At 41.3% G+C, this 13,508-nt stretch carries 11 protein-coding genes; 7 read left to right on the top strand and 4 right to left on the bottom strand.

Going from position 1 to position 13,508, the window contains the following annotated elements; translation table 11 throughout:
• Positions 1-164 precede the first annotated feature (164 nt).
• The 3 genes from lolE to Q4600_RS03800 are packed head-to-tail and all read right to left on the bottom strand — an operon-like array spanning position 165 to position 3,390.
• On the bottom strand, positions 165-1,412 hold the full coding sequence (lolE, locus tag Q4600_RS03790) for a lipoprotein-releasing ABC transporter permease subunit LolE (RefSeq protein WP_102528540.1): 1,248 nt from the start codon (positions 1,410-1,412) through the stop codon (positions 165-167).
• A complete protein-coding gene (gene lolD / locus Q4600_RS03795; protein ID WP_303514066.1) occupies positions 1,412-2,158 on the bottom strand; it encodes a lipoprotein-releasing ABC transporter ATP-binding protein LolD in 747 nt (248 codons plus the stop codon). The genes lolE and lolD overlap by 1 nt, the downstream gene beginning before the upstream one ends.
• A complete protein-coding gene (locus Q4600_RS03800) occupies positions 2,158-3,390 on the bottom strand; it encodes a lipoprotein-releasing ABC transporter permease subunit (protein WP_229369078.1) in 1,233 nt (410 codons plus the stop codon). The genes lolD and Q4600_RS03800 overlap by 1 nt, the downstream gene beginning before the upstream one ends.
• Positions 3,391-3,554: 164 nt before the next feature.
• Here Q4600_RS03800 and Q4600_RS03805 point away from each other — a divergent pair, with 164 nt between their 5' ends.
• The 3 genes from Q4600_RS03805 to Q4600_RS03815 all read left to right on the top strand — a co-directional run bounded on the left by Q4600_RS03805 (position 3,555) and on the right by Q4600_RS03815 (position 8,840).
• Positions 3,555-4,148 (top strand): hypothetical protein, encoded by a 594-nt coding sequence (locus tag Q4600_RS03805; RefSeq protein ID WP_303514063.1) that lies wholly within the window; start codon positions 3,555-3,557, stop codon positions 4,146-4,148.
• Positions 4,149-4,314: 166 nt separating this feature from the next.
• Positions 4,315-7,806 carry a transcription-repair coupling factor gene (gene mfd, locus Q4600_RS03810; protein ID WP_303514059.1) on the top strand — a complete coding sequence of 1,164 codons (3,492 nt, stop codon included), beginning with the start codon at positions 4,315-4,317 and terminating at the stop codon, positions 7,804-7,806.
• Complete coding sequence (locus Q4600_RS03815) at positions 7,806-8,840, top strand: peptidoglycan binding protein CsiV (protein ID WP_102528545.1); 1,035 nt, start codon at positions 7,806-7,808, stop codon at positions 8,838-8,840. The genes mfd and Q4600_RS03815 overlap by 1 nt, the downstream gene beginning before the upstream one ends.
• A 316-nt stretch (positions 8,841-9,156) precedes the next feature.
• On the opposite strand, the gene nagZ is transcribed toward Q4600_RS03815, so the two are convergent.
• On the bottom strand, positions 9,157-10,167 hold the full coding sequence (gene nagZ / locus Q4600_RS03820; protein WP_248955680.1) for a beta-N-acetylhexosaminidase: 1,011 nt from the start codon (positions 10,165-10,167) through the stop codon (positions 9,157-9,159).
• A 357-nt stretch (positions 10,168-10,524) separates the two neighbouring features.
• On the opposite strand from nagZ, the gene Q4600_RS03825 reads away from it, so the two are divergent.
• The 4 genes from Q4600_RS03825 to Q4600_RS03840 all read left to right on the top strand — a co-directional run bounded on the left by Q4600_RS03825 (position 10,525) and on the right by Q4600_RS03840 (position 13,491).
• Positions 10,525-11,901 (top strand): L-serine ammonia-lyase, encoded by a 1,377-nt coding sequence (locus Q4600_RS03825; protein WP_303514053.1) that lies wholly within the window; start codon positions 10,525-10,527, stop codon positions 11,899-11,901.
• A 273-nt stretch (positions 11,902-12,174) separates the two neighbouring features.
• Entirely contained in the window at positions 12,175-12,354 is a 180-nt protein-coding gene (locus Q4600_RS03830) for a hypothetical protein (protein WP_102528548.1), read from the top strand.
• A 61-nt stretch (positions 12,355-12,415) separates the two neighbouring features.
• Positions 12,416-12,859: a hypothetical protein gene (locus Q4600_RS03835; RefSeq protein ID WP_303514051.1), complete on the top strand. Its 444-nt coding sequence runs from the start codon at positions 12,416-12,418 to the stop codon at positions 12,857-12,859.
• A 128-nt stretch (positions 12,860-12,987) separates the two neighbouring features.
• Positions 12,988-13,491 carry a hypothetical protein gene (locus tag Q4600_RS03840; protein WP_303514048.1) on the top strand — a complete coding sequence of 168 codons (504 nt, stop codon included), beginning with the start codon at positions 12,988-12,990 and terminating at the stop codon, positions 13,489-13,491.
• The last annotated feature ends 17 nt before the right edge of the window (positions 13,492-13,508 follow it).

The raw sequence follows: 13,508 nt of genomic DNA on the forward strand, positions 1-13,508 counted from the left end.
AACATAACAGCTTATTATACGGCTCGCCTGACAAAGTCGACCGTTTAAGTTATTGATTTATGTCATCTTACATTAGCTATCTTATTGATAAAGACAACAAACTCAACTTACAGAATCAAACAAACCTTGCTTGCTCTGAAAACTTGCAGCGTAGAAATAAGCCCTTAACGACCCGCTAGTGCTGATGCTGGAGCAATTTTAGTGGCTTTATAAGCTGGATAAATGGTCGCAAACAAGCTCATGACGAGTCCCATTGTGACCACTAATATCACATCTTGTTGTTGTAATTCAGACGGTAAAAAGTCGATAAAATAAATATCAGAAGCTAATAGCTGGATCCCAAAGGTTCGTTCAACAAAACTGGCTGTTGCGCTTAAGTTGGTTGCAAGCAGCACCCCAATACCAGCGCCAATGGTACAACCTAATAAACCGTTCAAGCCGCCTTGCATGATAAAAATCGCCATAACAGCGCCACGTTTTAAGCCCATGGTCATTAAAATTGCAATTTCAGCACTTTTATCTCTCACAGCCATCACTAAGGTAGACACGATATTAAAACAAGCCACTGCAATAACTAACGCCAGCACTAAGTACATCACCATGCGGACTAGTTGAATATCTTGATATAAATGCCCTTGTGAGCGAGTCCAGTTATTTAAGTGTAAATACTGACTTTGCGCATAGCCAAGATCGCGAGTAATTCTTGGCGCACTGAATACATTGTTAACGGTAATTCTAAGGCCGGTTGCTGAACCTTGGGGGATTTTTAATACGCTAGCTAGGTATGACATCGAAACATATGCCTGCGTAGATTCAATCTCGCCTCCTAAATCATAAACTCCTGCCACGATAAAACGGTGACTTTTAGCTGCTGACAATTTATTAGATTGGCTCATGTCTGGGGTATACATAGATAATGTATCGCCAACACTTAAGCCAAGCTTGTCTAATAGACTGCGACCTAAGACAATATTGTTTACTGGCTCAGCCAACGCATTCCAGGCAGCGGCCGGCATAAACTCTGCGAGTGTTGATACTTTTTGCTCAAATTCAGGTTCAATACCGTTAAGCTCAATACCTTGAAAACCACCCGGCTTTTGCACGAGTCCTTGCATCCGAATAAAAGGCGCTGTGGCGACGATTTCGGGCATATCTTTAGCTGTTTCTGCAATTGACTGCCAATCATGTAAAGGCTCATTCACACTGAGCAACTCGCCATGAGACACTACACCTAACAAACGTTGTTCAAGCTCTCGCTCAAAACCGTTCATGGCGGATAACACCAAAATAAGTACCGCAACACCCAGTGCGATACCCGCTGTGGAGGCAAATGAAATAAACCCAATGAAACCATTAGATTGTCTAGCCCGATAAAAACGCCAACCTATTGTGAGCGGCAGTAATGATTTCATTAACTATTATCCATCGCAGTTGACTCAGCTTTTGCAGCAAGAGGGTTATTAACCCCCGTTAAAGACTGCAATACACCGTCTTTCATCGTTAGCTGTCTATCCATCTTTTCAGCCAGCTTATAATCATGAGTGACCACAACAAATGCAGTCCCTAATTGCTGAGCGAGTTCGCGAATAAGCAAATACACACTGTCGCCACTGTTAGCATCCAAATTACCCGTTGGCTCATCTGCAAGCACTAGCTTAGGCTTATTAATAAGCGCTCTAGCAATCGCGACGCGCTGACGCTCTCCGCCTGAAAGCTGCGCAGGGATATGCTGTAATCTATGCCCAAGGCCGACTCTTTCGAGTAATTCAGTCGCTTCTTTCAAGGTTTGCTTTTTATCTCGGCCTTGAATAAATGCAGGCATTGCCACATTTTCAAGTGCTGAGAACTCAGGTAACAAATGATGAAATTGGTAAATAAACCCTAAATCTTGATTACGTATTTCGGCCTGACGAGTGGCGCTTAATTGATAGAGATTTTCACCATCAAGCAAGACTTCGCCAGCAGTAGGAATATCTAAGGTTCCCATGATATGCAATAAGGTACTTTTACCCGAACCAGAGCTACCAACAATGGCAAGTTGTTCGCCTTTATACACATTCAAATCAACATTCGTCAGCACTTTGGTGGTGGTTTCACCATCATGAAACTGTTTGCTTACGTTACTGACTTGCAATATCACTGAAGCTTCTTTTTTCATTATTCATATCTCAATGCGGTTGCTGGCTGAACGCGTGCAGCGGTTAATGCTGGGTAAATCGTGGCAATAAGCGTCATCGCCAAGGTGCCAACAACAATAATAGCGATTTGGGTAACCGAGATCTCGACCGGTAACATTTGCCCTGCTCCCAATACTGAAATGCCTAATACGCCCAAAATAATATTTAAATTTAAGGTGATGGTAACACCAGCCAGCGCCCCTAATGCCAGACCAATAATCGCATTAAGCGAGCCCTGCACAATAAAGATATTCATCACTGCCTGAGTAGTTAACCCTTGGGTTTTTAATACCGCCACATCAGTGGTTTTATCTATAACCATCATTACTAACGCTGACACAATGTTAAACGCTGCAACAGCGACAATCAGCGATAACATCAATGACATCATGTTTTTTTCCATTTTGACCGCAGCGAATAAATGGCCAAAACTTTCACGCCAATCTCGGGTTGTGATATCAATGTTCTGCTGTTTAAGTTCTGCGGCAATACTTTCACCCATTTGCGGCGCAGCGAACGGATCGGCCAAATACACTCTAAGCTCATTGATTTCATTTGGCTTTAAGCGCATTAATCGTCTTGCGTCTGTGTAATGAATATAAGCTAATGCTGAATCGACTTGCGAGCCCATCTCAAATACACCCGCTACAGTAAATTTTCGCTGGCTTGGCACTGGACCGAGTGGCGAATACACCACACCATCACCACTAAGTAGTCTGACTCTGTCACCGATATTGATGGATAACTTTCTCGCTAATTCACTGCCAAGTACAATATTGTAACTACCCGGTGTCAGCTGCTCAAACGCACTGGAATAGGTATTAGCGATTATGGCCGACAAGTTTTGTTCATATTCAGGAAATACGCCATAAACTTGCACAGCACTGATATTCTGACTGGATTGCACCATGGCTTGAGTGGTTACAGTAGGTGCTAACCCATGCACTTGAGATTGGGCAGTTAATGATTGCGTCTGTTGCTGCCAATCACTAAAACCTGCGTCATTAACTAGGGTTAACTGCGGCACAGCACCTAAAATTCGCTCTTTGAGTTGCCCTTCTAGACCGTTCATCACTGAGCTAACAATAATCAGCGCAGCGACACCTAAAAAAATACCCGAAACAGCAAAAAAAGTAATGAAAGATGCAAAAGCATTGGCTTTTCTTGTGCGCCAATAGCGGTAACCTATAAACAGTGAAAACCGAAAATTCATAAAGGAAAGCACATCCCAAGTTTGTAAGGCGAATAAAACGGCATTATTTGTATATTGTTTAATATAAAACAGCAGTTTATTTACGCAAGCGGGTTAAAACTTGCTAAATGATAAAGATGGGCATGATAATAGGGGTATTAGTTTGATAAATAAAGAGGCAAACCTTGTTCACTGAATCTAATGCATACTTTACTGTGCCTCATCAATTCAATGTCTACCTAGAATCTTGGCCAGAATCCAAAGGTATTCCGACTGAAGCTGACTTGCGCTCAATGCAATCTGTAGGGTTGAAACTACTGTCTGAAGTTAAAGAGCTTGAAGCCAGTTGCCTTTTACAATTGAGAGGCTTAGACAATGATGCTAAGGCGGTTGTCGACTTTCTCAAACTTCAGTCTCGCAAAGTCGATTTAGTGTTACATCATGTGTTAGAAAAAGAAGTGCAAACGGGTGACAAGTTCCAGGGTTCTCACTTTGGCGGCAGTGGTATTAGCTTAACTTCAAAAACTGCGTTAAATGTCGGTGATTACTTTAAAACCTCAATCTATATCAGTAGCGAGTTAGTTGCCATTTTATGTTTATGCCAAGTAACCCAATGCCAGCGTATTGAAAACGAGTCACAAACTGCCACATACAACATCAGTCTAGAATTCAGTCAAATACTGGATGCAGATGTCGAGCAACTGGTTAAAGCCAGCCTAAATGTTCAACAAAAGATGTTAAAGATGCGCAAGCAAAGCCGCCAACAAAGCGTTGAATAACGAATTTTCCTGCAACTTCGTTTTTGCTCGCATATAATAGCTGCCAGACATTTAAGGTAACGGGGAAAGCTTACCTTAATTAACACCAGTTTGAAGGTTTTTAATATACTCAAACATCATCAAACTGGGTGAATCACACATTTAAAGAAGCCAACTTAATAATTCAATGAAGAATTTTAACGTTTTAACACCGCCTAGTGTCAAAAAAGGCCAGCAATTTCAGACATTATCAACCCTGGGGGGCGTCTCTCAAGCCGTCACTCTCGCAAGTTTAATTGCTCAACATCCTGGTACCAGTTTAATTGTCACCAGTGATACCCCGAGTGCATTACAACTTGAAGTTGAGCTAGCCTACTTGTTATCTCAGTCTGATGTGAATGTGTGTTTATTTCCCGATAGAGAAACCCTGCCTTATGACAGTTTTTCACCCCATCAGGATTTGATTTCCCAGCGATTAGAAACCTTAGCGCAAATGAGCCAAAGCCAACACAATGTCATTATTGTGCCGGTGAATACATTAATGGTGAAACTGCCGCCAAAATCGTTTTTAACCGCCAATGTGATGTTGCTCAAAAAAGGCGACACTTATAGCTTGCAGCAAGTTAGGCAACATCTTACCGATACTGGCTACTACTCAGTTGACCAAGTCTACGAGCACGGCGAGTTTGCCATTCGCGGCTCGATTATGGACATTTTCCTGACAGGATCTGATGAGCCACTGCGTATTGAATTGTTTGACGATGAAGTCGAGTCGATTCGCTATTTCGATGTTGATACCCAACGTTCGAAACAGGAAGTTGATGCAGTACGCATGTTACCCGCTAAAGAGTTTCCAACGGATGCTGCCGGTATCGAAGGCTTTAGACAACGCTACCGTCGCCGCTTCGAAGTCATTTCAAAAGAAGCCGAGTCAGTTTATCAGTTAGTCAGCCGCAACTTGATGCCAGCAGGGATAGAAAACTATCTGCCACTGTTTTTTGATGACTCAGCCAACTTGTTTGACTATTTACCTGCTGACACTCAGCTAATGACGTTGGGTGATATTGAGCAGGCAAGCCAACATCACTTAAATGAAATCAATGCGCGTTATGAAGACAGACGCGTTGATCCATTAAGACCGCTACTTGCCCCCCAAGAGCTGTATTTACTGATTGATGAACTGTTCGCGAATTTTAAAAACTACCAACGTTCACAGTTGGCATTAGGTACTGAAGACAATGCTAAAGCACAATCTGCCAATGTCTCAGCTCTACCTGACATCAATGCGAATCATAAATTAAAGCAGCCACTGATCAACCTGCAACAATACAGTGAAACTCATAAACAATTGGTATTTTGCGCCGAATCAGAAGGTCGACGCGAAGCACTTATCGAGCTATTAGCCAAGATAGGTATTAAACCGAAACTGTTTGACCACCTTGATGATTACCTTAACGCTAAAACCGCTAAAGACACGATTGGTCTTGTTGTATCGCCACTCTCACGAGGCTGTATTATTCATGACACGCCTAAAGGCGAAGTCAGTGTCATCTGTGAAACTGAATTATTTGGTCAACGTATTTCGCAGCAACGCCGCCGTGAAAAACAAAAACAAGTCAGCTCTGATGTTCTAGTTAAAAACCTCGCTGAACTCAAAGTCGGTGAACCTATTGTGCACTTGGAGCACGGCGTAGCCCTTTACAAAGGCTTAGTAACCCTTGATACCGGCGGCTTAGTCGCTGAATATTTACAGCTTGAATATACTGGCGGCGATAAGCTCTATGTACCTGTTTCATCACTGCATCTCATTAGCCGCTACAGTGTTGGCGCTGATGAAACGCCTAGCTTAAACAAGCTAGGAAACGAAACTTGGGCTAAAGCCAAGAAAAAAGCCATTGAAAAAATTCGAGATGTCGCAGCTGAGCTGTTAGATGTCTATGCCCGCAGACAAGCTCGACCTGGCGATGCGATGAAAATCGAAGCTGAGGAATATGCCCAGTTTGCCCAAGGTTTCCCATTTGAAGAAACCGTCGATCAAGAAACCGCTATTGAAGCCGTGTTAACTGACATGCAAACCCCAATGGCAATGGACAGATTAGTCTGTGGTGATGTGGGCTTTGGTAAAACTGAAGTCGCCATGCGCGCCGCATTTGTTGCCGTTAACGCAGGCAAGCAAGTGGTTGTGCTGGTGCCAACTACCCTACTTGCCCAGCAGCATTACGAAAACTTCAAAGACCGCTTTGCCGATTGGCCTGTAGTCATTGAAGTGATGTCACGTTTTCGCTCAGCCAAAGAACAGAACCAAGTATTACAACAGCTATCTGAAGGCAAAGTCGATATTGTCATCGGTACTCACAAATTACTTCAAGCTGAAGCTAATTTTGATAATTTAGGCTTATTGGTTATTGATGAAGAACATCGCTTTGGTGTACGTCAAAAAGAGAAAATTAAAGCCTTACGTGCCAATGTCGATATTCTCACATTAACCGCGACCCCAATCCCGCGTACCTTAAACATGGCCATGTCTGGCATGCGTGATTTATCAATCATTGCTACGCCACCAGCAAAACGTCTCGCAGTCAAAACCTTTGTGCGTGAGTATGATATTGCTACCGTCAGAGAAGCTATCTTGCGTGAGATATTGCGTGGTGGTCAGGTTTACTTCCTGCATAACAATGTTGAGACCATTGAAAAGTGTGCCCAAGACATTCGTGATTTATTGCCTGAGGCCCGTGTTGTTACTGCTCATGGTCAAATGCGCGAGCGTGAGCTTGAAAAAGTGATGTCAGAGTTTTATCACCAACGCTTTAACGTATTGGTGTGTACCACCATCATTGAAACCGGTATTGATGTACCGAGCGCAAACACAATTATCATCGACCGTGCCGATAAGTTCGGCTTAGCACAACTGCATCAATTACGTGGTCGCGTGGGCCGCTCACACCATCAGGCTTATGCGTATTTAATGACCCCGCACCCGAAACTAATGAGTGCTGATGCCCGTAAACGCCTTGCTGCAATTGATGCCCTAGAAGATTTAGGTGCAGGTTTCATGTTAGCGACACAAGATTTAGAAATTCGCGGTGCAGGTGAACTGCTCGGTGATGAGCAAAGCGGTCATATTTCTAAAATTGGTTTTAGCTTATACATGGAAATGCTTGAATCAGCAGTGAAAGCGTTAAAAGAAGGTAAAGAGCCTTCACTCGCTTACATGCTTAATTCACAGTGTGAAGTTGATTTGCGTATCCCAGCATTGTTACCTGATGACTATGTCTCTGACGTTAATATGCGTTTATCTTTATATAAACGCATTGCCAATTGTGAAACCGAAAAAATGCTTGATGAACTTAAAGTTGAGTTTATCGACCGCTTTGGATTACTGCCAGATCCAACCCGTAACTTGATGGAGCTAACCTTATACAAACATCAAGCGACGGCGTTAGGCGCCAGTAAAATTGAGATGCATGCAAAAGGTGGCAGCATTGAATTTACTGACGATCATAAAATCGATCCTATGTTTATCATTGGTTTATTACAAAGTCAGCCACAAATTTATCGAATGGAAGGCTCAAATAAGTTAAAGTTCACTATGCCTGCAGAAACCAGTAAACAACGTCTAGACTTAATCAAGACTCTGCTAGAGCAATTAGCTAAACACCGTATTGGAGAAACTAAATAGTGCTGCGTAACTTTGCTATTTCCATTGCCGCTTTAACAGCGATGACTGCGTCGATTAATGCTCAAGCTAAATCTTGGTTTGAGGTTGAAGTCTTCGTATTTGAAAGACAGTCAAACAGTCTCGAACAGTGGCAAGAAAACACTGCAACCCCTGCTAATCGCAAAAATATCGATTTAATCACGCCCATGATCAGTAATGATATTACTGGCGTTGCACTTGGGCTAACCGGTTGTACCTCAACCGACTGGACAAGCAGCGAAGTCGATTGCCAAGACCCTTTAGTTAGCGCCAACAAAACCACATTCCCAAGCCAAGTGCCGTTTTCGATTGCTGCTGAATCGCCGCAAGTGGCGTATTTAGGTGAAGGGCCGTTATTGTTAGCCGAGTCTCAAAGTGAATTTGCAGAAATAATCAGCACAGTCCGTCGAGAAAAAGACGTTCGTAGCTTACTGCACATCACTTGGCAACAAGATATGCAGTCACGTAATCGCGCTAAGCCAATTCGTATTTTTGCCGGTAAGGATTTTTCAGAGCAATTTGATTACGCCGGTAACCCAGTCGCTGAAGAAGTTGATGATGAATTTTCAACGTTTGATTTCACATCGTCATTTGGCAGCTTTGTTGATGAACCTCAAACAAAGCCGGTGTGGGAGCTTGACGGTAATATCAATATTTACTTAAGTCATTATTTGTTTATTGAAACTAAGTTGGCTTTACGCAAACCGATTCAAAAGCAAACCAATCAAAGTGACTATTATCAATACAGTGTTGATGCCAATGATGAAAAAGTCATGAGTCCATTTTTACAATCAATACCTATGGTGCAAAACCGCCGAGTAAGATCTGGAGAAGTGCATTATTTTGATCACCCAAATATGGGGATTATTATGCAAATCAGAAAGATGGAACAACCTACTACGACAAAGCCAGCAGAGTTAGTACTTGAAGATGATTCACTGACTGAATTAAATGCTGAAGCTGTAACTGAATCGATGGCTTCTGGTATCAATTCAACTCAACGCCAGCTTAATTAATAGTGGTCTTGATTAAACGTTAGTAAGCCGCTTTAGCAAAAATTAAAACCGAATGGGTAGTATTGACAATACATCTCATTCGGTTTTTTACATAAAAAAACAGCTAATCATTCGATTAGCTGTATAAAGCAAAAATTTGCATAATATGACATTGATATAAGTGAATTTAAGTCGCATGTTAAATTCACTTGTATCATTTTGTAACATACTCGTATCATATTTGCTAACTATCAGGAGTTAACTGCTTAGCAATTAACCAACTAGCGATGTAGAATCACCTATTAGTCCTCTCACAGTTCACGCTTACTCCAAAAAACTAGCTTAAGATTTGCTTGGCTAGCATTTGCGCTTTTTCCCAACGTTCAGTTGAACCAAGACCAATCATCACTTGCGCCATATCTGCTTTTAAGCCTTGAGCATTCGACGTTGGCCCCTTTTCAGGCCATGAAAACTCTGACAGCAAGGTTTTAACACCTTCAGGATCGTTACATACCAAAATCATATCGCAGCCAGCCGATAAAGCGGCTTGGGCACGTCCCAAATAATCCCCTGCAAACGAGGCACCTTTCATGCCTAAATCATCTGAAAAAATAACCCCGTCAAAGGCGAGTTCCTGACGTAATATGTCTTGCAGCCAATAAGACGAAAAGCCAGCAGGATTAGGATCAACCTGTTTATAAACCACATGAGCAGGCATCACACCATTCAATTGTTTTTTCGCCATCAGCTGCTTGAAAGGTTGCATATCAAAGTTAAAGATTTCATCTTTACTGCGATTATCTTCAGCCATTGCCACATGCGTATCCGCTTTCACGCTGCCATGGCCGGGAAAGTGTTTACCCACCGCAGCCATACCGGCTTGATTCATACCTTCAATAAAAGATTCAGCCAATAAACCCACTTCTTTAGGTTTAGCGCTAAAGCTGCGCTTACCAATAACATCGCTGACACCATTAACATCCAGAACTGGCGCAAAACTTAAATCAATATCGCAAGCGACCAATTCAATCGCCATTAAAAAGCCAAGCTCTCGACTCCAGCGCTGTGCTAATGCCATATCCCCTTTAGCTGCAGGTAAGATATCTCCCATCGCAGGTATCAGAGTAAACTCTTCTCTAAAGCGCTGCACACGCCCGCCTTCATGATCCACTGCTATCAATAAATCTGCACGAATTTCACGAACTGATTTTACTAACTCAATTAACTGCGCTTTATTAGAAAAATTGCGGGAAAATAATATAATTCCTCCCACCTGTTGATGCTGTAATAAAGCGGCTTCTTCCTCGCTGACACTCAGGCCAGCTAAATCCATCATTAAATAACTCACGCTAACTCCTATTATTGCCTTAACGTCACGGGCTTGATTGTCCATATTACAAAAAAGTCGCCACTGTGATCTGGGTTACAATTACTTCAACTAATCTGAAGTGCATCGCATAAAAAAATCTAATGAACGATCTAATAAAAAGTATGGGATACTCAATTAAATAACAGACGAAATTTGAAAACCGTCAGGCAAATACTGCTTTAAAATCTGTATGTAATATTGACTATTATGCAGAGAAATAGTGGCTAGAGATACAGTTTACCAAGAATTGTTAATCTGGTTTATAGCTGTGATATTCGCCGCGGTAAAATAATAAACGACTATAATAAAAACGACTGAGTATTAAGGTTGATAACAATGATTAGCGTATTTGATATGTTCAAAATCGGTATTGGGCCCTCAAGTTCCCATACTGTCGGACCAATGAAAGCGGGTAAGCTGTTTATGCAGCATTTAGCAAACCAAGGTTTGTTACATAATACCGATGAATTACGTTCAGAACTGTTTGGCTCATTAGGCCAAACAGGTAAAGGTCATGGTACTGGTAAAGCGGTCATCCTTGGTCTTATGGGTGAAGACCCTGATACCGTCGATACTGATGCTATTGATAACATTCTTGAACAAGTATCCGCTAATCAAACACTGATACTCACAGATGGTCGCTCAGTTAAATTTACTCGCGACAATGGTATTACCTATCATCGCCGTAAAAGTCTTCCTGCACATGCTAACGCCATGACGTTATATGCCTATAGCCAAGGCGAATGCATTTATGAACGTACTTACTACTCCGTTGGCGGTGGTTTCATTCTTGATGAAGATGAAATAACCCAAACCAATGCATCCCCTGCCACGCCAATAAAATCTGCGCCTTATGATTTTGACTCAGCCAGTCAATTGTTGGATCTTTGCTGTGATAATGGGTTAAGTATTTCATCGCTGATGATGGCAAATGAGTTAAGTATCGCCTCAGAAGATGATGTTAAACAGGGTTTGTGGGAAATTTGGCAAACCATGAAAGACTGTATTGAACGCGGTTATCAAAAAGAAGGCATGCTACCTGGCGGATTAAAGCTTCGCCGGCGTGCTCCAGCGTTATATCGTCGCTTACAAGCTGAAGGCCGCAATAATATGGACCCATTAACCGCGATGGATTGGGTCGATTTATTCGCTTTATCAGTCAATGAGCAAAATGCTGCTGGTGATAGAGTGGTTACCGCACCAACCAATGGCGCAGCGGGAATTATTCCTGCCGTACTTTGCTATTACCATACCTTTGTTCAAGAAGTCGATATGGATGTTTGTTGTCGTTACTTATTAACTGCAGCAGCAATTGGTATTTTGTATAAGAAAAACGCATCTATTTCTGGCGCTGAAGTTGGCTGTCAGGGCGAAGTTGGCGTGGCATGCTCAATGGCCGCAGCAGCGCTCACTGAAATTATGGGCGGCACTGTCGAACATGTAGAAAATGCCGCTGAAATAGGCATGGAGCATAACTTAGGCTTAACCTGCGATCCTGTAGGCGGGCTAGTGCAAGTGCCTTGTATTGAACGTAATGCCATGGGTGCGGTTAAAGCGATTAATGCTTCACGTATGGCGCTTCGTGGTGACGGTAATCATAAAGTCAGTTTAGATAAAGTGATTAAAACCATGATGGATACCGGCAAAGATATGCGCAGCAAATACAAAGAAACTGCCAAAGGCGGTTTAGCGGTGAATATTGTCGAGTGTTAATGAGATAATATTTTCTCACTGATATAGTTGATGAATAATATTTGATGAATAAAAGAGGCTTAACAGCCTCTTTTTTAAAGCTTAAATCTTCCTTCCACTTTTTCCCCAGCGAAAGAAACTCTAATCCAAGCCTTACAGATTTGCCCTTGAATCATTTCCAGCTCTATTCCCTATATTTTTTACTTCACCTTTGCTTCTCAACTAACTAGTGATACTTTACGCTAAATAGTCAACTTTATTGAATGATTGAAACAGGAGTTTCAGGAAATATTTATGGATAAATTATCAGACAAAAGTAGTTACTTAGTGATTACCGCAATTACCCTTCTTGGATTAGTTTATAACATCATCGATAAGGATATTATTGGTTCTACCATTTTTTTAGTGCTGGTTATCGCCATCGCTTCAACTGCAGTTATCAAAAAAGTCATTAATGCTAAAAGTCCCAAATAATCAATTCTATAAATAAAAACAAATTAAAAAATTCAGTTGTTACTAACAGGAATTGATTGAAATGGATTTTAAAAACGTTTTCAAAGCTGACTCAGTCGTTAAAACACTCCTACTTTGTGTATTAACCATTGGGGGATATTTTATTTATAAGCTTTATCAATTCTCAACTCAGATAAACAACAATACCCAGCTAGAAATATCATCTACATTTATGGCTATTACAATAGCTTTATTTACCATGTCATTGAGCAGCCTGATTTACGCCATTATCAATTTACATGATCCTCTGATACTGAAAGGCTCCATTGGTATTCATGTCATCTCAACAATTTTTGATATGGTATGGATATTTATGGTTCGTAATAGAATTAACAGCCTATCAGCTTCGAACAAAGGCGACCGACTTTGGTTAGACCCAATATTTACCTCATTTTTTCATGTTATTTATATGCAACATACGATAAACCAAGGCCTATCTAATTCTGCTAACTTGGTGTCTGATTAAGTTAATACCAACTGCTGAGTAACACTCTAAATATGAAAGAAGTGTTTAACTTTATCGTAAATCTTGCTTAATCATTATGTTCTATACTAGCCATTAAATAAAATGCTCATGGTTAAAAGAGGTGTTAAGTGCCAATACAAACAACTGAATTTATTGCTTTAGATTTCGACGTACCAACAACATTCATCACCCGAAATTTCTACTTTAGAATGCTCGAACCAAGTGTGGCTAAACAAGATTACGACGCTGTAATGTCAAGCATTAAACGTTTAAGGTATCTTTTTGGCTCAAGTTCCGTTTGGCCACAAAACACCATGACACTCGAAGAAAACACCGCTAGCTTGAAAGTCCATCAGCAAGAATTTAACTCAAGAACAGCATTTGCCTATTCGGTGTTTGATAAGTCAAATACTCGCTGTCTTGGGTCTGTGTACATTGATCCAAGTCAATCACCAAATTATCACTGCGAAGTTTATTTCTGGATTAGGGATGATAATGTTTATTTAGAAGACCATCTTTATGACACGATTAATCATTGGCTCAAAAATAGCTGGCCGTTTACCAAAATAGTATTTCCTGGGAGAAGTGTAGAGTGGAAATCATGGTCTAAAGAAATAAACCATAACCGATAAGTACATACATTCAATGA

The sequence above is a fragment of the Shewanella sp. 2_MG-2023 genome (genome assembly GCF_030548905.1).
In the GTDB taxonomy this organism is placed as follows: Bacteria; Pseudomonadota; Gammaproteobacteria; order Enterobacterales; family Shewanellaceae; genus Shewanella; species Shewanella electrodiphila.